Below are 23,595 nucleotides of genomic sequence, written 5' to 3'. Positions count from 1 at the left end.
AAGAGAAGGTAGTTCGAACCTATGGCGAAGAAGCCAGCAGCCACCGCCAGAGTCGAGATGGCCGACCTGAAGGACGTGGCACCCTCCATCGACCAGAGCGTCGGCAGCGGCACCCTGTCCTCGCAACTGGTCGAAAGGATCAAGGATCTGATCTACGTCGGCAAGCTGCCGCCCGGCACTCAGGTCACCGAACAGGGCCTGAGCAGCCTTTTCGGCGTTTCACGCACCCCCATGCGCGAGGCTCTGCGCGCGCTCGAATCTGGGGGGTTCGTCGAGCTCATTCCCAATAAGGGCGCCCGCATCGGCTTCATAGACGAGGATGAATATCAGGCAGCTCTGCGCATCGTCTCCACCGTGGACGAGATCCTTGCCGAGCGGATTTGCAGCCGCGTCACCGACGACGATATCGCCGACCTCGAGTACCTCGAATCCATGCTGACCCATACCTACGAGAAGGGCGACAAGGAGCGTTACTTGAAAGCCAATTACCAGATCCATGACCGTCTTGAAGAGATCGCGGACAGTCAGTTTCTCCGCTCCATCCGTGCCTTCATCGCCGCTCGCATGGCCTCGCGGACCCGCATTCTGATCGGCGATCCCGCAATCTGGAAGCGGTTTTATCAGGACCACCTTGCGATGACGGTTGCCATCCGCGACCGGAACCCGGAAGCACTTCTCGCGGCGTTCCGGTCCCACAACCAGCCCATCTCCCATATTCCGGTGACAGGCGAATAGGGCTGTCTGTGTGGCCCGCCGTTCCCCGACATCGCCCATGCACGGCCAACGGCTGAAACTTGCTCTGCCATGAGTTCTTCCGAACGCTGCATGGAGTGATCAGTTACATGTCAAGAAGCCGAGCGGCTCTCCTCAGCCGCCGCTCAACAGCCCGAATCTGTTCACCATCTGGTCGAGGACGGCTGCCCGTGTGCCGATGCTATCCTTGAGCCGCTGTGCGACCGCATCCAGCAAGAGGTTCATCAGGCTGAGAAAGGCGGCCTGGCTGTCCCATAGCAGCCGGCTTTCGGTGCTGACCATCAGCGACACATCCGAGACCTCATGCGACCAGTCGCAATGCGGGTCCGAGACGATCACCACGAAATGGCCCAGCTCACGCGCCAGTTGCGCGATCTTTCGGCTCAGGGCGCTGTAGCGGCGCATCTCGAACAGGATGAGCATGCTGCCCGGCGGCGCATCGTGGATCTCGGCAAGGGTGCCGTTCCTCGTGTCGATCCGGCGGACGCCGCGGCGAAACAGCTGCAGCCGGATTTCGAAGATTGATGCGATCCCATCCATCATCTGGAAACCGGTGACCAAGATCTCGGGCACGCGGCTGATGGCCTCGACCACGCGCTCCCATTCCGGGGTTGAAACGGTTTCGTAGACCTTCACCAAGGCTTCGATTTCCAGCGTCAGCGCCTCGGAGAGCTTTTCGTTCTGCCCGCCGCCCTGCAGAAATCGCTCGACCCGGCTGCTGACCTGCAGGTCGCCGATGGTGAACTTGCGGCGCAGCTCCTGCCTTACCTCGGCCAGCCCTTGATAGCCGTTCTTGCGCAGGAAGCGGCTGACGGTCATTTTGCTGACCCCCACCGTGTCGGCAATGCTGGCGGCGGTGTCGAAGGGCAGGCGCTCGATATTCGACAGCATGTAATTGGCAAGCGCGCGCTCGCTTCGGGTGAAGCCGGGCGCGTTGCGGTGCAGGCGCAGCTCCAGCCCGCCTGCAGGGCCGGTCGAGGTTGGGGATGGGGGTTTCATATGCACCTGCTGCGAAAAGGACCCGGCTAACAAAATGGGATCACTATAACATAGACAGGAAAACGTCGCCTGCTGCACCATTTTCGTGACCAGTGCAGAGAGGATGACCGATGACAGGCACAACCGGCGACCCACGGCATGAAGATGCTGTTGCCCGCGAAGGGGCAGAGCCGGTGATCCGAACGGTTCTTGTGGGCTCTGCGCCGCGCATCGCGGTCGATTTGGCCGGGCAGGGCGAACCTGTGCTGTTTCTTCATGGCATTGGCGGCAATCGGACCAACTGGAGCGACAATCTGCGCGATCTGGCGGCGGATTTCCGGGTGATGGCCTGGGACGCGCGCGGCTATGGCGGGTCCGACGATTATGAGGGGCCGCTGCATTTCGACGACTTCGCGGCCGACATGCTGGGCATCCTTGACCATTTCGGCATCGGGCGGCTGCATGTCGTCGGCCTGTCGATGGGGGCAGCCATCGCCGCCTATTTCCACAAGCAGCATCCCGAGCGCGTCGCGACCCTGACCCTGTGCGACACCGACATGGGCTTCAACCGCTATTCGCAGGAGGAGCGCGCGCTGTTCGCACGGCTGCGCCGCGAGCCCCTGTCAAAGGGCGTGCCCCCCTCCGAGATCGCGGCGGATGTGGCCGACGCACTGATCGGCGATCCGACGCATGCCGAGGTCCTTGCGCGCCTGCGCGAGTCGATGAGCCTCGTGCGCCCGGCCTCTTACATCAAGGCCTTCGATGCACTGATCGCGCGGGAGGATGACACCGATCTCTACACCGATATCCGGGTGCCGCTGCTGCTGGTGGTCGGAGCGCTGGACAGGGTGACGCCGCCCGCCCTCGTGCGCGAAATCCATAACCATGCGCCACATGCCGATTTCCGCATGATCGAGGCGGCCGGTCACCTACCCAACATCGAGAACCCGCAGGCCTTCAATGCTGTGATCCGGGAGTTTCTTTTGAAGGCGGGCGCGGGGCGCCCGGAAGAGAAGAGCTAGAAGCTTCGGCAAAGCGGACAGGGTTGAGTCCGAAAAGAGAAGAAACGTTTTCCATCGTCCTGACAGGGAGGGGACATCAATGAGCCGGCAAGGAGCCAAGGGAGAAGAGGGCACTCTGAGCGGGGGGCTTGGAGTGACGACGGTGATTGTCATGGTCATCGCGGCGGCGGCACCGCTGACCACCGTGGGCGCGGTGGCGCCCAATGCCTTCATTGCCGGCAACGGTGCTGCCTACCCCATCATGTATGTGGTTGCCGCCCTGCTGCTGTTCCTCTTTGCGGTCGGGTTCAATGCGATGAACCGCTATGTGGCCGAGGCAGGGGCCTTCTATTCATATGTAACCCTTGGCCTTGGCCGGGGCGCCGGGATCAGCTCTGCCTATCTGGCGCTCCTGACCTATACCTGTGTCCAGATGGCGGTCTACGCCTTCATGGCCGGGATCCTCGCGGATTACGTGACCGGCCTGGGTGGGCCCGAACTGCCCTGGTGGGTCTGGATGGTCGGCATCGTGCTGGCCGTCACCTTCTTCGGATATCGCAACATCGACTTCTCGGGCAAGCTTCTGCTGGTTCTTGTCGCGCTGGAGATCTTGATCTGTCTCGTGCTGGTTGTCGCCATCGTCATCGAGGGCGGTGGCCCAGAGGGCCTTTCCACCGCCACCTTCACACCCTCCGCCTGGTTCCAGGGCGCACCGGCCCTGGGCCTCATGTTCGCGGTCTCCGGCTTTCTTGGTGTCGAGGGGGCGGCGATCTACCGTGACGAGGTCCGCGACCCCGACCGCACCATCCGCCGCGCCACCTATGGCGCCCTTGCGGTGATCGGCCTCTTCTATGCGGTCGTGGCCTGGGGTTTGGTCAGCGCGTGGGGCGACCAGAGCATCGTTGAGAAAGCGTCGCAGGACCCGGGCGGGCTGCTGGCCGAGACCTTCGGCATCTATCTCGGCCCGGTCAGTCAGGAAATCGTCCAGATCCTGTTGCTGACCAGCTTCTTTGCCTGTGTGCTTTCGTTCCACAACGTGATCAACCGCTATGTCTTCACGCTCGGCCTCGCCGGTCTGATGCCGCGGGCTCTGGGCAAGGCGCATCCGACCTACCATTCGCCGCATGTCGCCGCGCTGTTGCAATCCGGCTCGGTGCTCGTCCTCATGGCGGTTTTCGTGGCGATGGGGTTGGGGCCGTTCTCGCAGATATTTTCCTGGATGATCGGCACCTCGACGCTTGGCTTCCTTCTCTTGATGCTGTTGACCTGCATCGCGGTCATAGCCTTCTTCGGTCGGAACCCGCGTGGGCTGAGCCCATGGCGCACCCGCTGGATTCCGCTTCTGGGCGCTCTTGGTCTTTTCATCGCAGCAGGGACGACGATGGCCAATCTGCCGATTCTTGTCGGGACCTGGGGAATGGCGGCGGCGGTGATCGTGCCGATCCTGCTTATCCTGGTCGGTGGCCCAGCCTTCGCCATGCTCAACTCGAAGGCAAATGCGGAACATGCGGACGCCTTGCAGCGCGGTGCGAAATGAGCCGGGGATTGCCAACAGGGGCGGCGCAACGCGCCGCCCTCGCCGGTAGGAGGATGTGACGATGGTGAAGCGCACGAAGATGCTGATCGTGGGTTCCGGAGGGAACGGGATCTCCCTCGCGGTCCTGCTCGACAGGGCTGGCCATTCCGATTTCAGCATCATCACCAAGCACAGGGATTTCGGCGGCGCCTGGTTCCAGAACACCTATCCGGGATGCGAGGTGGATTGTGCCTCGTCCGTCTACCAGTTCGGCTTCCGGCCCAACCCGGACTGGTCTGCACTGTTCGTCCGCCAGCCCGAACTGATGGACTACATGCAAAGGGTCGCTGCCGAAAACCGCCTTTACGAGCGTACCTTGTTCGGTTGCGAAATGACCGGTGCGCGCTGGAACGAGGCGACGGCCTGCTGGCAGGTCGAGACCACGGCCGGACGGATCGAAGCGGAACATCTGATGCTTGCGACCGGCTTTCTGGAAGAAGCGGTGATCCCGAAGCTGCCTGGTCTCGACACATTCGCGGGGCCGGCGTTTCATTCCTCGGAATGGCCGGAGGATTTCAGCGGCGAAGGGCAACGTGTCGCGGTGATCGGCAGCGGTTCCTCCGCCATCCAGATCGTCCCGGCGCTGCAAGAACGCGCGGCACATGTCTGGCAGTTCCAGCGCACCCCGACTTGGCTGCTGCCCAAGAACAACCGCCTTCTCACCGAGGCGGAGCGGCAAGCGCTTGCGGCCTCCCCCGAGGAGATGGAACGACGGCGCGCCGAGGTCTTCGAGCAGGAGGAAACGCTCTGGCAAGACACGTTCGTCTCGATGAATGGCGCGGAATATGAACATCTTGCACGTATCCATCTGGAGAACCAGATTGCTGATCCGGAACTGCGCCGCCTGCTGACGCCAGGGCACGCCATGGGCTGCAAACGCCCCCTCGTCAGTGATAATTATTACACCTCCCTGACACAGGACAACGTAACCCTGGTGCCGGAGAGAGTCGCGGGCATCCGGGATGGCAGCCTCGTAACCGGGGGAGGCAAGTCTTTCGAGGTCGATGCAATCGTCTTCGCCACCGGTTTCTATTTTGGCGGCCATATCCTTAATCTTGTCGAACGCCGGGATGGCCAGACCGTCGGTGTCTGGCAGGCGGGGCATCCGCGCGCCTATAAATCGGTCTCCGTGGCAGGATGCCCGAACCTCTATCTCGTCGGTGGACCGGCTCCGAACGGGCAGATCTGGAACGGTCTCTATCCCGGCGAGGCGGTTGCGACCTATGTCCTGCGGATACTCGAGCATCTGCGCGACAAGGGGCTGCGCGCCATTGAGGTCCGCGAAGAGGCCGAACTGGAATGGAAGCGTGCGGCCGATGCCTTGCTTGACAAGGCTCCGGTCGTGGCCGGCGGATGCGCGAACTACTCCCTGGACGATACGGGCCATAACAAGGCCGCATGGCCGGGCACGCTGCGCTCGATGACGGCCGCCCTGTCCGAATTCGACGCCTCTAAATACGATCCCGTCTGAAGTGGGCCGGATCATCCAACGGGGCATGGCCGCCGGTTACAAGATCGCCCATGCCGCCGCTCTCGCAGGGAGGTGCGGTCTTGTAGAGATCAGCTCGAATTCGTCTGACAGCACTTCTGGCAGAGGCCGGCTTTCGTCAGCGTCACGAACGAGTTAAGCATAGTCACGGCGCACCGCATTTCGCTCTTTTGGGATTGAGCGCGTCGGAACAATTTTCCGCGACTCGCGGTTTCGTGGAAGATGCGCCTAACTTATGATCCAAACTTGGCTGGCCCGGCGTTGAATGTCTTGTCTGAAGAGCCCCTGCAGAGTTGATTGGCCCAACGCGCATAGACGACTGAAATGACCAGCCATTCGATCATCATACTGACGAAGGACCGTCCCGGGCTTCTGCCCCGAGCAGTCGCCTCGGCGATGCGGGCACTGGGTGATGATGGCGAAGTGCTTGTGGTTGACGACGCCAGCAAACGACCGGCGGAAGACGTGTTGCATGGGCCCGGCGACCAGAGGCTCCGGATTATGCGGCGTGAGTTCTCCGCAGGCATTTCTGCAGCGCGGAATGCGGGCATTGCGGCCAGTAGGGGTGCGGTGATCTTCTTTCTCGACGATGATGACGAGCTCTGGCCCGACTATATCGGGGATATCCTCCACGGCCCTGCGCCGCGCTTCGACTATGGTTTTTCGGCTTGTGTCGTGACCAGAGATGGGCGGCGAGAGCCACCCCGGCGACCGCGGTTTGCTACGGGTCCCGTCCCCAGGAATGCTCCACTCCGCAAGCAGCTTTGCGGAACAGGTATGGGGTTCTGGATTCACCGCCAGGTTGCTGACGCCGTTGGCCCTTTCACAACGGAAATCCCGATCAACGAGGATACGGACTACGTTTGTCGCCTGATCGAGCAAGGACGCCGGGCCTGGTATTCAGCGCGTCCCGGCGTCACGGTCCACAGTCACGCCAGCGCAAATGAAGCTGGCAACATTACCACACGCCTGGACGCGCTTCAGCGCGCGCAGGCGATGCTGCATGTTTGCGACCGGTTCCCCGCGATGGCGGGCCATCTGGGCCGGAGCTACCTGCGCCATTGCGCGCGGGCCGGTCTTTTCGAGGAAAGCGCACGCTACCTGAGCAGGCAGACCGACCGCAGGCTGCGCATCCAGCTTACGATGTATTTCCATCTGAAGTGTCTGGGTTATCGCGCGCGCGGCCTGGCGAGACGAAAGGCCTGACACGTTGCGCATCGTCCATATCGTGCCCGAGCGCCCCAGTGCCACGGGATCGGGTGCACAGTTGCGTGCCCATGCCCTTTCGCGTGCCTTGTCCCAAATCGGCGATGTTGAGACGCAGGTTGTCGCCGAACTGTTCGCGGCGGCAAATACCCGTCAGGTTCGCGCACCATCCTTCATCGAGGCAGAGATGCCGGCTGCCATACTGGACGCCATCGAGAAGCGCGCCCGCTTGGCTCCCGGCGATATTGCGATAGTCGAGGGGATTTATCTTTCGGCCGTGGCATACCGCCTGGTTGAACGGGGCGTGCGCGTGATCCTTGACGCCCACAACGTTGAAAGCGACTTGTTGCGCCAGACCGATCTGGCGCGCCACCCGATTCTTGCAAGATTGCAGCGACGTGGTCGCTGGCGCCGTGCGGCCGAGGCAGAACGCAGGCTCCTGCGGGCGGTGGCATCAGTCTGGGCCTGCTCGCAGGCTGATGCCGATCTGCTCCGGCACTTTGCTTCGGGTGCGTCTCCGGTTTGCGTTATACCCAACCCTGTGCCGGACTGGTGCATGTTGGTCCAGCCCATCAAACGCCCGGACGGGATCGATGCCGTCTTCGTGGGGCATCTCGGCTACCGACCCAACATTGCTGCAGCCATGCGCCTGGCCCGGGGCATCTTTCCCGCATTGCGTGCCGCTGACGCTTCCGCGCGCCTGACCTTGGCCGGACGCGCGCCGGCCGAGAGGCTGCGCCGGGACATGGCGCGTTATCCTGAGGTCGCACTTGTCTCGGATCCCATGGATCTTGCTCCGATCTATGCCGCATCGACCATGACGCTCATGCCCTTGAGAGAGGGTGGCGGTACGCGGATCAAGGCTCTGGAGGCGATGGCGGTTGGACTGCCGGTCATTGCAAGCACAAAGGCCGTCGAGGGTTTGGCGGTCGCGCCAGGTCGGCAATTCCTTTTGGCCGAAAGCGATGGTGAGTTCGTCGAGGCTGCTCTAAGGCTGGCCCGAGCCCCTGATCTAAGGGAGGATCTCGCGGCCGCAGCAAGGGATTTCGCGTTCCGCCATCACGGTCCGCGAGCGATAGAGACAGCGGTCGCGGCCGCTCTGCATGAGGGAAAGTCCGACAGATGAGCAACCAGCAATGCGAGCCAGGCGGACGCATCCCCAAGCTGATACACCAGACTTGGAAGTCTGCGGACCTTCCTGCCGATGCCAGCGACACCTGGCGTCGGCTTGGCGCCGGCTGGGAGTGGCGGCTTTGGACAGACGCCGATCTTCTGACTCTTGTGCGGGATCACTATCCGCATCTTGAACCGCTTTACCTGTCCTACCCGAACAATGTGCAGCGTGCCGATCTTGGGCGCTATATGGTATTGGACAGGTACGGAGGCATCTATGCCGATCTTGACACCGAATGTCTTACCCCGCCTGACGCGCTGACGCAGGAACGGCGTGTCGTCCTGAGCGAGGAGCCGATCGAGCATGTCCACCACGTGCTGGCCTACGGATTGGATCGGCTCTATTTCAACGGCGTCATGGCGGGGCCGGCCCGACATCCCTTCTGGGCGCACCTGATCGGCCTGGTCCAGCGCTGTGCCCATTCCCTTCACGACGTGCTGGAATCGACCGGGCCGGCCGTGCTGACCGGGGCAGTCCAAAGCTACCCGGATCCACAGGGGCTGGCGCTGCATTCCTGCCATCTTTTCACGCCGCTCACCTCGAAAGGGATCGAGACTGTCGGGTCGGAACATGGCCCCCTGGCGCCCCTGCGCATATCGAACCATCTGTGGCGCGGAAGCTGGATTCCCCCGCGTGCCCAACGCCCCGTGTCGCGTGCCGTCAAGACCGCCTGGCGCAAGGCAGCCTATTCCCTTTCCCGCGGGGCCTATCTGTCGCGAACCGCCGCTGCGGAAAGCATCGACCGTGCTCGGTTGCATCGGCCCGTCACCTCGGGCGATCAGGTGTCCGTCCTCATTCCGGTGCGGGATGCAGAGCCTTTCCTCGACCGCTGCATGGAACTCCTTCTGGCGCTGGATCACCCCGCCGAAAGGCTGTCGGTTACCTTCTGCGAAGGAGACAGCCGAGATGGAACTGTCTCGCGGCTGGCTGACCTCCGCGAGCGATACGCTGGACGCTTCCACGATTTTCGCGTGATCAGTTTCCCCGGGGGGCCGACATTGGAGCGCGAAAAGCGCTGGTTACCACGGTTGCAGCGTGCTCGCCGTTCGCATCTCGCGAGGGTCAGGAACCACCTGATCGACCAGGGGGTCAAACCTGGCGATGACTGGGTGCTCTGGCTGGATGCGGATGTCTGCGACTATCCGCCTGACATCCTGCGCCGGCTTCTCGCGGAGCGCCGCAAGGTGGTGACGCCAGACTGTCGGCTGTCGTGGAACGGGCCGAGTTATGATCTGAACAGCTTCACCGACCCGACCGAACGGCGCGATAGCCGCTATCTGAAACACGTGCAGGGTGGTCTTTACATGCCGCCGGCCAACCACGACCGCCGCCGTCACCTTAATCACCTGCGCTTTCTCGACAGGGTTCCGCTGACCTCGGTTGGCGGCACCATGCTTCTGGTTGCGGCCGAGGTCCATCGCGCAGGAATCCAGTTCCCGGACCAGCCCTACGATGACCTTCTGGAAACCGAGGGCTTCGGTCGCCTCTGCCACCATTTCGGCGTCACACCCTATGGATTGCCGAACCTGGCGATCCTGCACACCGCGTCCTAGCTTCCGCGGCTTCAGCGGAAAGCAGGGCGGTGGAAGTTGTCAGGGGAAGCCAGCACGCGGCGGCGCCCCGCCAGCTCTCTGCAGGGACCCTATGGCTTCACCCTTGCATCGCGGTCATTCCGCCGTCGATGGTCAGGACCGACCCGCTGCAATAGCTGGCATCGTCTGATGCCAGGAACAGGCATCCTTGTGCGATTTCCTCAGGGCGGCCTGCGCGGAGCATCGGGGACATGAATGGCGCCCTTGTCGGGTCTTTGAAGCCGTCGATCACGTCACCGATCATTCCGGTGGCGATATAGCCTGGCGCAATTACGTTCGACCGGATGCCCTCGGCCACATAGGCGCAGCTCATTGCGTTGGAAAGGTTGATCATTCCCGCCTTCGCTGCGCAATAGGCATGGGCTTTCGTCAGGCCGCGGAAGCCCGAGACGCTGGAGACATGGACAAGCGCCCCCCCGTCGCCCTGCTGACGCATCTGCTGTACCGCAAGGCGCGACATCAGATAGCAGGAGGTGAGATTGATCCGCATCACCTCGTCCCATTGGGCAAGTTCTGTGCCTGCCACGTCCTCCATCGTTCCGGGTGACTGGCGCTGCCAGCTGTAGCCGACCCCCGCAGCATTCACGAGAATGTCGATCCGCCCATAGGCCGCCAGCGTGGCGGAAAAAGCGGCCTTTGCGCCGGATTCGAGGCTGATGTCCTGCGCTTCGACAGCGCAATCCAGCCCTGCGGCCCTTAATGACTCCTGCGTTTCGATCAGTGCCGACGCGGTGCGCGATACGCCCAGAACGTGGGCGCCCTCCTGTGCGAACAACAACGTTGCGGCGCGGCCGACTCCCGATCCTGCCCCGGTGATCAGGGCAACCTTTCCCTTCAGTCGTTCCATTGCGATGATCCTCGCTTCACGGCCAAGAAGGTCAGGCCACGCGGCCAAGAGCGCGGCGATGGGCCTCGCGGCCGGACTTGACGAGCGCTTCCATGAAGGTGAACGAGTGTTCGGCAAGGTCCTTGCCGTCTTCCCATGTATCACGCCAGATGCCGAGGATGCCCAGAAGCGGCTGGTCGATCATGGTCGAAGAGAAACTTTCGAACGAGATCGGGCCCGTATAGCCCGCTTGGAACAGCGCGCGGATGAACGGGTTGAAGTCGATATTTCCCGCGCCCAGGTAGCCCCGGTTGGAATCGCCGATGTGGAAAAAGCCGATCCGGTCGCCCGCTTTCAGGATCGCCTGCTGGATATCAGTTTCCTCGATGTTCATGTGATAGCTGTCGAGATGGATTTTCACATTTTCCATCCCGGTTTCGTTGCAGAAGGCCAGCGCCTGCTCTGCCGTGTTCAGCAGATTGGTCTCATAGCGGTTCACGACCTCGAGCCCGATGGTGATGCCAAGAGACTTAGCATGTCTGGCCACACGTGCGATGGCGGCAATCGAGGCGGTGCGTCCATCGGCGGGGCAGGGCAGCATGTATTTCTGGAAGGCGGAATAGGTGATGCCGCTGACCAGAGAGCCGCCGATGCGCGCGCAGGTGTCGACGGCACCCATGAGGAACGCCTCGCCGCGTGCGCGGATCTCGGGATCGGGGCTGGTCAGGTCCTGATCGGCTGAAAGCCCCAAGCAGACTGCAGCGCCCATGCCCGTTTCGGCGAGAAGCTGGCGTGTCACCTCGGTCACCTCGTCCCCGACGGGGGTGGGCGGCGTTTCGATGAAGTCGTAGCCGATCCGTTTCGCCTCGCGGATGGCATGGCGAGCGCCGTCGCTGTCCCAGGTCTTGGTCAGCACCAGCCAGTGAACACCCAGCGGGTTGATCTTGTTCATGTCGTTTCTCCCTTTGCCGCGTCAGGCCCAGCCCACGACGCCCTTGATTTCGGTGACGTCATCCAGCGCGAAATCCGCATACTCGCGCCCGTTGCCCGACCGTTTGTAACCGCCGAAGGGAGCGGCCGAATCCCAGGCCGGATAATTCAGATAGACAGTGCCCGCGCGCATCTTTGCTGCCACCCGACGCGCCCGTTCGGGATCGGCCGACTGAACATAGGCGGCCAGTCCGTATTCGGTGCCATTGGCCATTGCGACGGCCTCGGCCTCGTCACGATAGGGCAGGATAGAAAGCACCGGGCCGAAGATCTCCTCGCGCGCCAGTGTCATTTCGGGCGTGATACGGCCAAAGACCGTGGGGCGGACGTAAAAGCCCTTGTTCAGCCCCTCGGGCCGCCCGGGTCCGCCTGCGGCAAGGGTCGCGCCCTCGTCGAGGCCGGTCACGATCAGGTGCTGGATCTTGTCGAACTGCGCGGCGCTGACCACCGGGCCAAGCTGGGTTTCCGACCGGGCCGGATCGCCGGTGCGGAAAGTCGCGGCGGCAGCGGAGGCGAGGTCCAGTGCTTCATCATGGCGGTCGGCAGGCACCAGCATCCGGGTCGGCGCATTGCAGGACTGGCCCGAATTGCCGAAGCAGCCGGCCACGCCTTTGGCGACTGCGGTGCTGAAATCGGCGTCCGCCAGAAGGATGTTGGCCGATTTGCCGCCCAGTTCCTGCGAGACTCGCTTGACCGTTGCCGCAGCGGTTTCGGCCACCATGATCCCGGCACGGGTCGAGCCGGTGAAGGACATCATGTCCACCCCCGGATGCCGTGACAGCGCCATGCCGACGCCAGGCCCATCGCCGTTCACCAGATTGAAGACGCCGGGCGGTGTGCCCGCCGCCTCCATGATCTCGGCAAAGATCAGGCCTGATAGCGGGGCGATTTCCGAAGGCTTCAAGACCATTGTGCAGCCCGCCGCGATGGCCGGGGCGACCTTGCAGACGATCTGGTTCATCGGCCAGTTCCAGGGCGTGATCATGCCGATCACCCCGATTGGTTCGCGCATGACGCGGGTACTGCCGCGCATATGCGACCATTCATAGGTTTCCAGCGTGGCCAGCATCTGCCGCAGATGGGCTAGGCCGATCCCGGCCTGCGACTCGCGCGCAAAGGCAAGGGGTGCGCCCATCTCGCGGCTCATCGCGCGGGCGAGATCTTCGATCCGCACCTCATAGGCAGCAAGGATGCGGGCCAGAAGGGCAGTGCGTTCAGCCTGCGGCAGGGCAGCAAAGGCCGGAAAGGCGGCTTGGGCGGCGCGCACCGCGCGGTCGGCATCGACGGCGTTGCCAAGGGCGATGGTGCAAAAAGCCTCTTCGCTGGCCGGGTCGATCACTGGCAGTCGGGGGGCATTGGCCCCATCGGCAGGGACGGTCCAGCGGCCGTTTATGTAGAAATGTTCAAGATGCGGGGTCATGTCGGTTCTCCGGTTCGGGAACGGGCGCCGGAAGCGGCGCGGGATCAAGCGCGGCGGCAAAGCGGGCAGCAGCCCGTTTCAGCAACTGCACCGCCGCCGGGCGATGCGTGGGCGCTAGCCGGTCGGCGAGGGCAATTATCCCCAGTGCATAGACCGGCCCAAGGCGTGGCAGCATCACCGGCACCGCCAGCGAAACCACCCCCTCGTTGATTTCACCATCGCAGACCGCATAGCCCTCGCGCCGGATGCGGGTGTATTCCGCGATCAGATCGTCGTCGCCGGTCAGTGTGCGGTGGGTGAAACTCTCGCGCGGGGCCGCCAGCATCGCCGCCCGCAGCGTCTCGGGCTGAAACGCCACCAGCGCCTTGGCGGAGGAGCAGGCATGAACTGGCCGCAAGCCGATGCCCGGAAAGACATGGCTGCGCATCGGATCATCCGGCGTGGCAGTGGCAAAGAGGTCCACCTGTCCCTGCGTCAGCCGCGCGGCAAAACTCGCCACGCCGCACGCCTGTGCCACCTCGGCCAGAATAGGTCTTGCCAATCCTGTCAGCTGATCGGCGTCGATATGGGCGTGCAGCAAGCCATAAAGCCGAGCGCCCAGCCGGTAGCCCCGCCCCGCCGGGCCAGGCTCCAGATAGCCAATCTCTGCCAGTTGTCCGATCATGCGGTGAGTGCTGGCGCGCGGCAGGCCGGTGCGCCGCACGATCTGCATGAAGCTGCATTCATGCGGCGGCGGCTCGAAACACGCCAGCACCCGCGCCAGCCGTTCGGTAAACCCGGCGGCCTCTGCCTGGGTTTCCATGGCGCTACCAGGCGGTGTAGCCGCCATCCGCCGACAGGATCGAGCCGGTGAAATAGCTTGATGCGTCGGAAGCCAGGAACAGGGCCGTAGCCGCGATCTCGCGCGGCTCACCAAAGCGGCCCATCGGCGTCATCTCGACGTTCTTGGCGTAGACGTCGGGCATGTTCTTCAGCTGCATGGTCATCTCGGTGCCGATATATCCGGGCGCAATGGCATTCACCCGCACGCCGCGCGTTGCCCATTCCACTGCCAGCGCCTTGGTGATGTGATGGGTCGCGGCCTTGCTGGCCATGTAATGCGCGGCAAACTGCGGGCGGTTGATGATCAGCCCCGACATCGAGCCGAGGTTGACAATGCTGCCCTTGCCCGCTGCCAGCATGTGGCGACCAAAGGCGCGGGCGCACCAGAACACCGCATTGGCATTCACATCCATCACCCAACGCCATTCTTCGTCGCTGATGTCCACGGCGGCGTTCAGACGCGACACGCCCGCATTGTTGACCAGAATGTCCACCCGCCCGAAGCGATCCATCACCGATTCGGCCAGTTCGCTGACGCTGGCGGTGTTGGTCACATCGACGGGCAGGGCGAGGGACTCGATTCCCTCGGCGCCAAGCTGCGCCGCCGCCTGTTCCCGCGTGCCGGAATCAATGTCGGCGACGACGATACGGGCGCCGGCCTCGCCCAAGGCGCGACCGATCTCGAGACCGATCCCCCGGCCGCCCCCAGTGACCACGGCCACGCGGTCTTTGAGATCAAAGAGTTGCAGATACATGTGTCCTCCCTTTGCCGGCTCTCCTCCGGCCACTTGCTGTTCCTTTGGCGCGGCGCAGCGGTTTTACCTCCGCTTTCCGGCGCGCAGACATAAATTATCAGTTCGTTTCCAATGGGTTGAAAGCCATCAGTCCGCTTGGTCGCTTCGTTCCGCATTTCCGTGGCTGCGGCGTGATTTGATGTTGACAGTTTGTCGATCTGGTTTTTAATCGCAACAGAAATCTGAGTATAACCAAAAATAACCCGATGAACGAATGACAGGCGGCGGCAGATGTTCCGTTCCGCCTGATGGGAGGATGATATGCTGAACGGAATCGATACCGAAGGACTGGCGGGGGCCAAGACGGCGATCCGCGCCGAACCGGCGGCGGGCCTTGCACGCTATGGCGTGCAGCTTGACTGGAAAGGCGGCACCAGGATCGAAGCCTCCACGCTGCCGATGTCCGTGGGCGGCGATGCGATTCCCCGTGCCTTCTCCTGGACAGTGGACGAGCCGCCGCAACTGCTGGGTCAGTCCAGCGGCCCTACCCCCCAAGAGTATCTTATGTCAGGTGTCGGTGCCTGCATCATGGTCGGCTTTGTGGTCAACGCCTCGGTCAAGGGCGTGGCTCTGCGCAGCCTGCGCATCACCATGGGCGGCGGGCTTGACCTTGCCGGGTTCCTTAACCTGCGCCCCGATGCCCAGATCAAGATGAGCGGCCTGACCTATGACATCGAGGTTGATGCCGATGCCGACGCGGCACTTTTGCAAGAGATTGCCGATCTGGCCTTCAACTTCAGCCCCAATGCGATGACCGCGGTTCACGGCGTGCCGGTGACGGGTTCTCTCAAGATCGCCGCAGCGGCCTGAGCCGCAGCGCGGGGCAGGGAGGCCCCGCGCCGTCGAAACAGATATGGCAGGGAGGAATGCCAGCATGTCCGAACGTGGATTTGGAAGCTGCGCGCGCTATGTCCAGCGCCGTGGTGAGATCGGCCGGGTCGGCCAGCACCTTGCGGCGCTGGGAAAAACCGCGCTGGTGATCGTCGATCCGTTTATCGAGAAAACCTATGGCGCGCAGATCGACGCCTCGATTGCCGAGACGGGCGTGACCGTGCAGAAGATCATCTTCGGCGGTGAATGCTGGGAAGGCGAGGTAAACCGGATCATTGCGGCGGCAGGCGACAGCCGCCCCGCCACGGTTGCGGGCATCGGCGGCGGCAAGACGCTTGATACCGCCAAGCTGGTTGCCGAGGATCTGGGTGCTCGAATTCTCTGCTTTGCGACGGTCGCCTCCACCGACGCGCCGACTTCGGGCCTTGCGATGCGCTATTTCGAAGACGGCTGCGCCGACCGCCCGATCTTCCTGCCGCGCAATCCCGATATGGTCATCGTCGATCCTGATCTGGTGGTGAAAGCGCCGGTGCGTTTCCTGATCGCAGGAATCGGCGATGCTTTGTCGACTTGGTACGAGGCGCGCTCGAACCGTGACAGCCGGTCAAAGAACTATGTCGCGGGGGGGCAGGGGATGCCCATCGCGGGCATGGCGATCGCCCGTGCCTGCCACGAGGTGCTGATGCGGGACGCCATGGGCGCAGTGGCTGCGGCGCGCGAAGGGATCGTTACCCCCGCGGTCGAGAACATCATCGAGGCCAACACGCTTCTCTCCGGGCTTGGTTTTGAGAACTGTGGCTGCTCGGCGGCTCATGGAATCCACAACGGGCTGTCGATTCTGCCCGGATGCCATTCAAAACTGCATGGTGAGAAGGTGGCCTTCGGTACGCTGTGCGTTCTGGTGCTGGAAGATCGTCCACAATCGGAGATCGACGAGGTCTTCGACTTCTGCGAAGCGCTGGATCTGCCGACGACGCTGGAAGGAATGGGCCTGGGCGATGCCTCGACCGAGGATCTGCGCCGAGGGGCGGCTGCTTCGCTCAACCCCGGCGAGGCGACCCATGCAACCTATGCCGAACTGACGACCGACACCGTTCTGGCCGCGATCCTTGCGGTCGATGCGATGGGCCGGGCACGGCGGAGCTGAGGGCAGGGAATGCGCAGCACGATGCAGGATGCCCGGCTGGGCGTGGCGCGGCTTTTGCGCCACGCCGCCCGGGTAACCGCTGCCGCGCAGGTGGTGGCGCAGGGGCCGGACGGTCGAAGCCGTGGCACTCTGGGGGTGCTGGCGGCCCGGGCGGGGCAACTGGCCGATGCACTGTCGCGGCGCGGCATCGGGACGGGCGAGGTCGTGGCAAGCTTTGCCTCGGCCTCGCCCGAGCATCTGGAGGCCTATCTCGCCGTTCCGGCGCTGGAGGCCGTGCTTCATACGCTGAACATCCGCCTGCATGACGATCAGCTTGCAGGCATGGCGGTCGAGGCCGGGGACCGTGCTGTCCTGGTGGATGGCGCACTGGCCCCGCGCTTTGCTACGCTTGCCCCCCGGCTTGCGGGCGGGCCGATCCGGCTGGTCATCGTGACCGGAACGACGGACCCGTCGCCTTTCCCTGGGCTCGATGTGGAAACCATCGGCTACGAGACTTTGCTGGCGGAAGGGGAGCCGCGGATCGACTGGCCCGACCCCGAGGAGAACGCGGCGGCGATCCTGTGCTATACTGGCGGCACCACCGGGTTGCCCAAGGGCGTGGCTTACAGCCACCGCTCACTTTGGTTGCAGGCCATGTCGCTTTGCACGGCGAATTCGCTGGGTATCGGGCAGCACGAGGTGATCCTGCCTGCGGTGCCGTTCTACCATGTCAACGGTTGGGGCATTCCCTATGCCGCGATGATGGCGGGGGCGACACTGGTTCTGCCCGGTACGCAGTTTCAGCCTGCGGTGCTGAACCCGCTGCTCGACGAGGAGGGCGTCACCCTCGCCGCCGGCGTGCCCACGATCTGGACCGATGTGCTGGCAGCGCGTGAGGCGGCGGGCCTGCCAGCCCCACCGCGCCTGCGCCGCCTGTCGATGGGCGGTGCCCCGGTGCCGGATACGCTGGTCGCTGCCTGGGGGCGGCTGGGGGTGGAAACCTCGACCGCCTGGGGCATGACCGAAACCTCGTCGATGTCGGTGATCGGCCGACCCTCGGCGCAAAGGGCAGAGCCGGGACGGCTGGTCTGCGGGCTGGAACTGCGCGTCGCCACATTGGACGGCGTGCCGCTGCCCGCGGATGGCGCGACGCCGGGAGAGGTGCAAATTCGTGGCCCCTGGGTGACGGGGGGCTATTTCCGCAGCGACTCCAGCGACGGCTTTCAGGATGGCTGGCTGCGTACCGGAGACATCGGCACGCTTGATGCCAGCGGGCGGTTGCGCCTGACCGATCGCGTCAAGGATGCAATCAAGTCGGGGGGCGAGTGGATCCCCTCGCTGCCGTTGGAGGAAGCGATCCGAGAACATCCCGCGGTGCGTGATGTGGCGGTGATCGCCGCGCCCGATCCGCGCTGGCAGGAACGACCGCTGGCGCTGATTGTGGCGGGCGACCGCTTCGATCCCGCTGAACTGATCCGGTTTCTGGAGGGGCGGGTGGCGAAATGGTGGGTGCCTGCCCATTGGGCCGAGGTGCCGGCCCTGCCGCGCACTTCGGTCGGCAAGGCCGACAAGGCGGCGATGCGGCGGATGCTGGCGAACGGAGAATTGACGATCAGGACGGCGGCCTCCCGGACGTCCGCTTGACCATGAAACCGGCCCCGACGGGGCCAGAACGCAGAAGGAATGACACCATGGCAGACGTGGGAACCGGAGCGCCGGTGGTGGATTGCGAAATCCGCGACGGTGTGGGTTGGCTGACGATCAACCGGCCCAAAAAGATCAACGCTCTGTCATCGACGGTGGTGCGGGAATTGACCGGCCATGTACGTGACATGCAGACCGACGATGGCGTGAAGGTCATCGTGCTGCGCGGGGCCGGTGCGAATTTTTCGGTCGGTTACGACATTGCGGAAGAGGTCGAGGTGGGCCTTGCCCGACCCGAAGACTGGCATGGTGCCCTGTCCAACAATGTGGGGCTGTCGATGGCGGTCTGGGCCTCTCAGAAGCCGACCATCGCGGCCGTCGACGGCTGGTGCCTTGCCGGAGCCTGCGAACTGGCCATGGCTTGCGACATGATCGTCGCCACTGACCGCGCCCAGTTCGGCGAGCCGGAAATCCGCTTTGGTTCAGGCCCTGTCACGCTGCTGATGCCCTTCGTTCTGGGGCAGAAGAAGACGATGGAGCTTCTGTTGACCGGCGACACCATAGGCGCAGCCGAGGCCGAGTGCCTGGGCATGATCAACCGTGTCGTGGCCCCTGATGCGCTTGAAGCTACGGTGGATCAGCTTGCCCGCAAGATCGCGCTGACGCCGCTGATCACCCTGCGACTGACCAAGATCGCCCTGACCCGAGCCTATGAGGCGATGGGCCTACGCAATGCAGTGAACGTCAACCTTGACCTTGCCGCCACGCTGAACGCGGCTCAGGCCCCCGAGAAGACCGAGTTCGTCACGCTGGTCCGCGAGCAGGGTCTGCGCAAGGCGCTGGACTACCGCGACAGCCGCTATGGCGCATTGACCTGAGGGGAACCGGCATGAAGGACCAGAATATGCCCGAGACCACAACCGCCCTGCATATGGGCGACATGCTGACGGAAATGCTGATCGCCTATGGCGTCGAGGTGGTGTTCGGGATGCCCGGTGGCCAGACCTGCGGCCTCTATGAAGGCATCGGAAATCGTCGGGACCGCATCAACCACGTTCTGGTGCGCGACGAACGCAACGGCGTCTATGCTGCCGACGCCTATGCCCGGCTGACCGGCAAGCCCGGGGTCTGCGATGTGACGGTCGGCCCCGGTGCGACCAAGCTGACCGATGGCTTTGTCGAGGCGATGAATGCCTCGATTCCGCTGATCGCCATCGTCGGCGAATTGCCGCGCGACTGGCTGCCTCTGAAGGCCAAGGGCGTCGCAAGCCAGGGCTTCGACCAGCTGTCCTATCTGAAGTCGATCTCGAAAGAGGCGTTCATGGTGCCGACGCCGGCCTCGTTCCCCGAGATCATCCGCACCGCCTGGCGGGTGGCGACTTCGCCCCGGCCCGGCCCGGTAGCGATCATCGTGCCGCATGACGTGATGGATCATCCCTGGGATCCGGAAACCCAGCCGATCATGATCGACGATCGCTATATCCGCGCGCCCGCCCATCGCGCCCGAGCGCTGGCCACCGATCTGGCGGCGGCGGCGGCGGAACTGGCGGCTGCAACACGGCCGCTGATCGTGGCGGGTGGCGGTGTTCACGCCTCGCTGGCCTATGAGGAGTTGCGCAAGCTGGCGGCCGTCACTGGCGCGCGGATCGTGACATCGTTGTCGGGCAAGGGAGTGATCGCGGAAACCGATCCCTTGGCCATGGGTGTGCTGAATCCGATGGGGTCCAAGGCCGCACTCGACATCGCGCCCGAGGCCGATCTGATCTTCTGGTGCGGGTCCAAGGCCAGCCAGAACACCGCGAACAACTGGACGCTGCCCACCGCCACGCAAGCGACCATCACGCTGGATGACGACCCGCAGGAACATGGTCGCACCTTCCGGCCTACGGTTGCGCTGTTCGGCGACATCCGCGAGACGCTGCGAGAACTGATCCCGCTGCTGACCCCGCGCGAGAACCCGGAATGGGCAGCGCGCTGCGACACGGTGCGTGATGCTCAACGCGACATCATCCGCGCCGATTGGGAGAACGAGGCGACGCCGATCCATCCGGGCCGGGTGCTGCGCACGGTGGCGGAACTGCTGAAACCCGAGGATATCGTGATCTCGGACGCCAGCTTTTCCTCGGGCTGGATCGGGCAGTATCTGCTGGCCAAGGATGCGGGACGGCATTTTCTCTATGCCCGCGGGCAGGGCAGCCTGGGCTATTCCGTTCCGGCCTCGTTGGGTGCTGCGATGACGCGGCCCGATGTGCGGGTGCTGACCGTGGCGGGCGACGGCGGTTCGTCCTTCTACATCGGCGAGATGGCGACGCAGGCGCAGCACAACATGCGTGTGGTGAACCTGATCTTCAACAACGGCATCATCGCCTGGCTTCAGATGTGGGAGCAAATCTATTACAACGGCACCCGCCTGTCGGTTGATCTTGAGTCCAACCATGCGAAGCCTTCCTATGCGGCCGCGGCGGCCGGTCTTGGGCTGAAAGGCTTCCTTGTCGAACGGCCAGACCAGATTGACGAGGTGCTTGCTGCGGCTTTTGCCCATGACGGCCCCTCGGTCGTCGAGGTGCGCAGTGATCCCAAGGCGACGCCGATCCACAGCCTGCGCCGGCGGCTGGAGAACCCGGCCAAGGAAATCAAGCGGCCCGGCACCGTCTATCAATTGCGCCAGTGGAAGGTTTCGCCTTCTCTGGTGAAGAAACAGGACTGAACGACCATGGTCATCAAGAAGGCAATCAACGATCCCGAAAACCTTGTGCGTGAAATCGCCGAGGGGGTGGTTTTCGCGTCGCATGGCAGAGTCAGGCTCTTGCCCGACCTGCCGGTACTGGTGCGCAGCGCGATCGAGCCGGGCAAGGTCGGCATCGTTGTCGGCGGTGGCTCGGGGCATGAACCGATGTATCAGGGGCTGATCGGGCCGGGTTTCGCCGATGCGGTGGCCTGCGGCAACATGTTTGCCGCCCCCACTCCGGATGTGATCCTTGCGGCCAGCCATGCGGCCAATCAAGGCAAGGGCGTGTTGTATTTGCAGGCCAACTACGCCGGCGACAACATGAATTATGAAATCGCCGCCGAACTGGCTGCCGATGACGGTATCGAAACCCGCACGGTGCGCACCGGCGAAGATGTTTCGATGGCGCCGGAACTCGGTCGCCGCGGGCTGGCTGGATCGTTCTTCACGCTGAAACTGGCCGGGGCGGCGGCAGGCACGGGCGCCGATCTCGACGCCACCGCCGCGCTGGCGCAGCGCGTGGCCGACAATCTGCGCTCGCTCTCGGTCGCCTTTGCACCCGGCTCGCTGCCCGATACGGGCGAGAAGACCTTCGAGATTGCCGATGACGAGGTCGAGGTCGGCATGGGGGTCCATGGCGAAAAGGGGGTGGCCACGCTGAAGATGGCCAAGGCCGATCCGCTGACCGATCTCATGATCGACAAGCTCGTGGAAGACTATCCCCTGACCGGTGGTGAACGGGTTGCACTTCTGGTCAATGACATGGGGGCCACGACGCTGATGGAGCTCTATGTCGTCACCCGACGCGCGCATCAGCGGCTGGCGGAAAAAGGGGTGACGGTGGCTGATACCTGGATCGGGCCCTATTGCACCACGCAGGAGATGGCAGGATTCTCGCTGACGCTGCTGAAGCTTGACGCCGATATGGAAGAGCTGCTGGCGCGCCCGGCGTCGAATGAAAGTTTCCTGCGGCCCTGAGGCGCGCAGAGGGAGGACAGAGATGGACACGACGCAGAAAGCCGGGTTCAAGGCGGCACTCGCGGTTGCCGCCGAGGCGGTGGTCGCGGCGAAGGACACGTTGACCAAAGCCGATCAGGCCATCGGTGACGGCGACCATGGCATCGGGATGGCACGCGGCTTCCGCGCTTTTGCCGACGCACTGGGCAAGATGGAGGGCGCCGATGCGGCGGCCAGCCTTCAGGCCGGGGGGCGTGCGTTGATGATGACCAGTGGCGGCGCTTCGGGCGCCATCTTCGGTACATTCTTTTCGGCGGCAGGCAAGGTTCTGCCCCCGGGCGATCTTCCCGAACCGGCTGCATTGGCGCAGGCGTTTGGGGCCGGACTGCAGGCGGTCAAGGACCGGGGCAAGGCCAAGGCCGGGGACAAGACGATGATTGATGCAGCCGAACCGGCGATCGCTGCACTGGCTGCAGCGCAGGGCGGTCTGGCTGCCGGGCTGGCAGCGATGGCCCAGGCCTCCCGCGCTGGCATGGAGGCGACACGCGATATGGTCGCGACCACGGGCAAGGCCCGGGCGCTGGGGGATCGCTCGCTTGGCTATCCCGATCCGGGGGCGATGACATTCACCTTCTGGTGCGAGGCGATGGCAGCGCAGATGGCCTGAGCCGCCGCGCCTCTCGCGGGGCGGAACTGCAGCTTTTGCTGCAGTTGCGCGCCATGCCATGGGCGGGCAGACGGTAAACTGCTACTGTGACCCCCGTATGAAGGAAGGGGCGCTTTGGTGGATGTAACGACTAAGCATGCGGAAGAAGCCAGGCCGTCGGCTGCGCGCGGCCGGGGCAGACCCAGCTACGACCTTGAGGACCAGCAGGCGGCCGAGAACTTTCGAACCCTCAGCGCGGGCTTCACCCTGGACCGAAGCTCTCCGGCTCCGCTTTGGGTCCAGCTCAAGAACCAGATCGGCGCTGCGATCCGCGAAGGTAATCTGCCACCGGAATCGCGCCTGCCGTCGGAGCAGGCAATCTGCAGCCTTCTCGACGTGTCGCGCCCTGTGGTGCGCGCGGCGATCAGGGCCCTTTCGGACGAGGGCAGCGTGGTCAAGATGCCGCGCAAGGGGATGTTCGTTTCGCCCGAGCGGCGGCAGACCGACTTTCTCAACGCAAATATCAGTGTTTTCGGCGACATGGCGGCCAAGGGGATCAGTGTTTCCACCGACACGCTCGAGTTTTTCCGCGCCCCTGCCAATGCGCGCGAGCGCCAGGTTTTCAATCTGCCCGAGGCAGGCACGGTGATCAGGCTGCGGCGGATGTATCGTATGGAGGACCATCCGATCACGCTCAGCTGGATCTCTCTGCCTGGACATCGTCTTCCCGACATGGAGAAGCTTGATATGACCAATCGCTCGCTCTACGAGACGCTGCGCATGGTCTATGGCATCGAGGTTCATCGCGCCGAACGCTGGTTCACTGCCGAGATGCCCTCCCCCGACGCTGTGAAGCTGATGCGCATCGATCCGCACCAGCCGATCATCGTGATCGAATCGATTGCCTATGATCAAGCGGGGGAACCGGTGGAATTTTACACCGCCTATTACGATTCGAACCACGCCAGGATCCACATTTCCGTCTGACGGAACTTTCCCGCCTCGCAGAACTTCAGCGCATCCGAAAGACCGGGATTTCTTC

General features: G+C 63.7%; 21 protein-coding genes. 15 read left to right on the top strand and 6 right to left on the bottom strand.

The window, feature by feature from the left end; genetic code table 11:
- Window positions 1-57: 57 nt before the first annotated feature.
- Window positions 58-735 (top strand): GntR family transcriptional regulator, encoded by a 678-nt coding sequence (locus tag V7Q39_RS01465; protein ID WP_333814463.1) that lies wholly within the window; start codon window positions 58-60, stop codon window positions 733-735.
- Window positions 736-867: 132 nt separating this feature from the next.
- Here V7Q39_RS01465 and V7Q39_RS01460 read toward each other — a convergent pair whose 3' ends face one another.
- Window positions 868-1,833: a MurR/RpiR family transcriptional regulator gene (locus V7Q39_RS01460; RefSeq protein ID WP_333814462.1), complete on the bottom strand. Its 966-nt coding sequence runs from the start codon at window positions 1,831-1,833 to the stop codon at window positions 868-870.
- A gap of 29 nt (window positions 1,834-1,862) precedes the next feature.
- Here V7Q39_RS01460 and V7Q39_RS01455 point away from each other — a divergent pair, with 29 nt between their 5' ends.
- The 6 genes from V7Q39_RS01455 to V7Q39_RS01430 all read left to right on the top strand — a co-directional run bounded on the left by V7Q39_RS01455 (window position 1,863) and on the right by V7Q39_RS01430 (window position 9,730).
- Window positions 1,863-2,753 carry an alpha/beta fold hydrolase gene (locus tag V7Q39_RS01455; protein WP_333814461.1) on the top strand — a complete coding sequence of 297 codons (891 nt, stop codon included), beginning with the start codon at window positions 1,863-1,865 and terminating at the stop codon, window positions 2,751-2,753.
- A gap of 79 nt (window positions 2,754-2,832) precedes the next feature.
- A complete protein-coding gene (locus V7Q39_RS01450; RefSeq protein WP_333814459.1) occupies window positions 2,833-4,269 on the top strand; it encodes an APC family permease in 1,437 nt (478 codons plus the stop codon).
- A gap of 61 nt (window positions 4,270-4,330) precedes the next feature.
- Window positions 4,331-5,779 carry a flavin-containing monooxygenase gene (locus tag V7Q39_RS01445; RefSeq protein WP_333814457.1) on the top strand — a complete coding sequence of 483 codons (1,449 nt, stop codon included), beginning with the start codon at window positions 4,331-4,333 and terminating at the stop codon, window positions 5,777-5,779.
- A 342-nt stretch (window positions 5,780-6,121) separates the two neighbouring features.
- On the top strand, window positions 6,122-7,003 hold the full coding sequence (locus tag V7Q39_RS01440; protein ID WP_333814456.1) for a glycosyltransferase family 2 protein: 882 nt from the start codon (window positions 6,122-6,124) through the stop codon (window positions 7,001-7,003).
- 4 nt (window positions 7,004-7,007) lie between these two features.
- Window positions 7,008-8,129, top strand: a complete 1,122-nt coding sequence (locus tag V7Q39_RS01435) for a glycosyltransferase family 4 protein (protein ID WP_333814454.1) — start codon at window positions 7,008-7,010, stop codon at window positions 8,127-8,129.
- The gene (locus V7Q39_RS01430; RefSeq protein WP_333814453.1) at window positions 8,126-9,730 is read left to right on the top strand and encodes a glycosyltransferase; all 1,605 of its coding nucleotides are present in this window, start codon (window positions 8,126-8,128) and stop codon (window positions 9,728-9,730) included. The genes V7Q39_RS01435 and V7Q39_RS01430 overlap by 4 nt, the downstream gene beginning before the upstream one ends.
- Window positions 9,731-9,827: 97 nt before the next feature.
- Here the strand turns inward: V7Q39_RS01430 and V7Q39_RS01425 are convergent, their stop codons facing one another.
- The 5 genes from V7Q39_RS01425 to V7Q39_RS01405 are packed head-to-tail and all read right to left on the bottom strand — an operon-like array spanning window position 9,828 to window position 14,582.
- Complete coding sequence (locus V7Q39_RS01425) at window positions 9,828-10,616, bottom strand: SDR family NAD(P)-dependent oxidoreductase (protein ID WP_333814452.1); 789 nt, start codon at window positions 10,614-10,616, stop codon at window positions 9,828-9,830.
- 31 nt (window positions 10,617-10,647) lie between these two features.
- Window positions 10,648-11,547, bottom strand: coding sequence for a sugar phosphate isomerase/epimerase family protein (locus tag V7Q39_RS01420; protein ID WP_333814450.1), 900 nt, complete (start codon window positions 11,545-11,547; stop codon window positions 10,648-10,650).
- 21 nt (window positions 11,548-11,568) lie between these two features.
- Window positions 11,569-13,005, bottom strand: coding sequence for an aldehyde dehydrogenase family protein (locus V7Q39_RS01415; protein WP_333814449.1), 1,437 nt, complete (start codon window positions 13,003-13,005; stop codon window positions 11,569-11,571).
- A complete protein-coding gene (locus V7Q39_RS01410; protein WP_333814448.1) occupies window positions 12,989-13,807 on the bottom strand; it encodes an IclR family transcriptional regulator in 819 nt (272 codons plus the stop codon). The genes V7Q39_RS01415 and V7Q39_RS01410 overlap by 17 nt, the downstream gene beginning before the upstream one ends.
- Before the next feature lie 4 nt (window positions 13,808-13,811).
- Window positions 13,812-14,582 carry an SDR family NAD(P)-dependent oxidoreductase gene (locus V7Q39_RS01405; protein ID WP_333814447.1) on the bottom strand — a complete coding sequence of 257 codons (771 nt, stop codon included), beginning with the start codon at window positions 14,580-14,582 and terminating at the stop codon, window positions 13,812-13,814.
- Window positions 14,583-14,882: 300 nt separating this feature from the next.
- Here V7Q39_RS01405 and V7Q39_RS01400 point away from each other — a divergent pair, with 300 nt between their 5' ends.
- The 8 genes from V7Q39_RS01400 to V7Q39_RS01365 all read left to right on the top strand — a co-directional run bounded on the left by V7Q39_RS01400 (window position 14,883) and on the right by V7Q39_RS01365 (window position 23,540).
- On the top strand, window positions 14,883-15,431 hold the full coding sequence (locus tag V7Q39_RS01400; RefSeq protein WP_333814446.1) for an OsmC family protein: 549 nt from the start codon (window positions 14,883-14,885) through the stop codon (window positions 15,429-15,431).
- A 64-nt stretch (window positions 15,432-15,495) separates the two neighbouring features.
- Window positions 15,496-16,599 carry a glycerol dehydrogenase gene (locus V7Q39_RS01395; RefSeq protein ID WP_333814444.1) on the top strand — a complete coding sequence of 368 codons (1,104 nt, stop codon included), beginning with the start codon at window positions 15,496-15,498 and terminating at the stop codon, window positions 16,597-16,599.
- Between the two features lie 9 nt (window positions 16,600-16,608).
- Window positions 16,609-18,222, top strand: a complete 1,614-nt coding sequence (locus V7Q39_RS01390; protein ID WP_333814443.1) for a long-chain-fatty-acid--CoA ligase — start codon at window positions 16,609-16,611, stop codon at window positions 18,220-18,222.
- A 47-nt stretch (window positions 18,223-18,269) separates the two neighbouring features.
- Window positions 18,270-19,100 (top strand): enoyl-CoA hydratase/isomerase family protein, encoded by an 831-nt coding sequence (locus tag V7Q39_RS01385; protein WP_333814442.1) that lies wholly within the window; start codon window positions 18,270-18,272, stop codon window positions 19,098-19,100.
- Between the two features lie 26 nt (window positions 19,101-19,126).
- The gene (locus tag V7Q39_RS01380) at window positions 19,127-20,929 is read left to right on the top strand and encodes a thiamine pyrophosphate-binding protein (RefSeq protein ID WP_333814440.1); all 1,803 of its coding nucleotides are present in this window, start codon (window positions 19,127-19,129) and stop codon (window positions 20,927-20,929) included.
- A gap of 6 nt (window positions 20,930-20,935) precedes the next feature.
- The gene (locus V7Q39_RS01375; RefSeq protein ID WP_333814439.1) at window positions 20,936-21,928 is read left to right on the top strand and encodes a dihydroxyacetone kinase subunit DhaK; all 993 of its coding nucleotides are present in this window, start codon (window positions 20,936-20,938) and stop codon (window positions 21,926-21,928) included.
- 22 nt (window positions 21,929-21,950) lie between these two features.
- On the top strand, window positions 21,951-22,574 hold the full coding sequence (gene dhaL, locus V7Q39_RS01370; RefSeq protein ID WP_333814438.1) for a dihydroxyacetone kinase subunit DhaL: 624 nt from the start codon (window positions 21,951-21,953) through the stop codon (window positions 22,572-22,574).
- Between the two features lie 117 nt (window positions 22,575-22,691).
- Complete coding sequence (locus V7Q39_RS01365; protein WP_333814437.1) at window positions 22,692-23,540, top strand: GntR family transcriptional regulator; 849 nt, start codon at window positions 22,692-22,694, stop codon at window positions 23,538-23,540.
- Window positions 23,541-23,595: the final 55 nt, after the last annotated feature.

The organism is Tabrizicola sp. (assembly GCF_036781545.1).
In the GTDB taxonomy this organism is placed as follows: Bacteria; Pseudomonadota; Alphaproteobacteria; order Rhodobacterales; family Rhodobacteraceae; genus Tabrizicola.
Note: the sequence above shows the minus strand (reverse complement) of the source record. Positions and strands in the feature narration are given on the sequence as shown.

What these genes read in the sequence shown, in the direction of transcription:
- V7Q39_RS01465 (WP_333814463.1), top strand. Translation starts at nt 58, where the DNA reads ATGGCCGACCTGAAGGACGTGGCACCCTCCATCGACCAGAGCGTCGGC.
- V7Q39_RS01460 (WP_333814462.1), bottom strand. Translation starts at nt 1,833, where the DNA reads ATGGTGCAGCAGGCGACGTTTTCCTGTCTATGTTATAGTGATCCCATT.
- V7Q39_RS01455 (WP_333814461.1), top strand. Translation starts at nt 1,863, where the DNA reads ATGACAGGCACAACCGGCGACCCACGGCATGAAGATGCTGTTGCCCGC.
- V7Q39_RS01450 (WP_333814459.1), top strand. Translation starts at nt 2,833, where the DNA reads ATGAGCCGGCAAGGAGCCAAGGGAGAAGAGGGCACTCTGAGCGGGGGG.
- V7Q39_RS01445 (WP_333814457.1), top strand. Translation starts at nt 4,331, where the DNA reads ATGGTGAAGCGCACGAAGATGCTGATCGTGGGTTCCGGAGGGAACGGG.
- V7Q39_RS01440 (WP_333814456.1), top strand. Translation starts at nt 6,122, where the DNA reads ATGACCAGCCATTCGATCATCATACTGACGAAGGACCGTCCCGGGCTT.
- V7Q39_RS01430 (WP_333814453.1), top strand. Translation starts at nt 8,126, where the DNA reads ATGAGCAACCAGCAATGCGAGCCAGGCGGACGCATCCCCAAGCTGATA.
- V7Q39_RS01425 (WP_333814452.1), bottom strand. Translation starts at nt 10,616, where the DNA reads ATGGAACGACTGAAGGGAAAGGTTGCCCTGATCACCGGGGCAGGATCG.
- V7Q39_RS01420 (WP_333814450.1), bottom strand. Translation starts at nt 11,547, where the DNA reads ATGAACAAGATCAACCCGCTGGGTGTTCACTGGCTGGTGCTGACCAAG.
- V7Q39_RS01415 (WP_333814449.1), bottom strand. Translation starts at nt 13,005, where the DNA reads ATGACCCCGCATCTTGAACATTTCTACATAAACGGCCGCTGGACCGTC.
- V7Q39_RS01410 (WP_333814448.1), bottom strand. Translation starts at nt 13,807, where the DNA reads ATGGAAACCCAGGCAGAGGCCGCCGGGTTTACCGAACGGCTGGCGCGG.
- V7Q39_RS01405 (WP_333814447.1), bottom strand. Translation starts at nt 14,582, where the DNA reads ATGTATCTGCAACTCTTTGATCTCAAAGACCGCGTGGCCGTGGTCACT.
- V7Q39_RS01400 (WP_333814446.1), top strand. Translation starts at nt 14,883, where the DNA reads ATGCTGAACGGAATCGATACCGAAGGACTGGCGGGGGCCAAGACGGCG.
- V7Q39_RS01395 (WP_333814444.1), top strand. Translation starts at nt 15,496, where the DNA reads ATGTCCGAACGTGGATTTGGAAGCTGCGCGCGCTATGTCCAGCGCCGT.
- V7Q39_RS01390 (WP_333814443.1), top strand. Translation starts at nt 16,609, where the DNA reads ATGCGCAGCACGATGCAGGATGCCCGGCTGGGCGTGGCGCGGCTTTTG.
- V7Q39_RS01385 (WP_333814442.1), top strand. Translation starts at nt 18,270, where the DNA reads ATGGCAGACGTGGGAACCGGAGCGCCGGTGGTGGATTGCGAAATCCGC.
- V7Q39_RS01380 (WP_333814440.1), top strand. Translation starts at nt 19,127, where the DNA reads ATGCCCGAGACCACAACCGCCCTGCATATGGGCGACATGCTGACGGAA.
- V7Q39_RS01375 (WP_333814439.1), top strand. Translation starts at nt 20,936, where the DNA reads ATGGTCATCAAGAAGGCAATCAACGATCCCGAAAACCTTGTGCGTGAA.
- dhaL (WP_333814438.1), top strand. Translation starts at nt 21,951, where the DNA reads ATGGACACGACGCAGAAAGCCGGGTTCAAGGCGGCACTCGCGGTTGCC.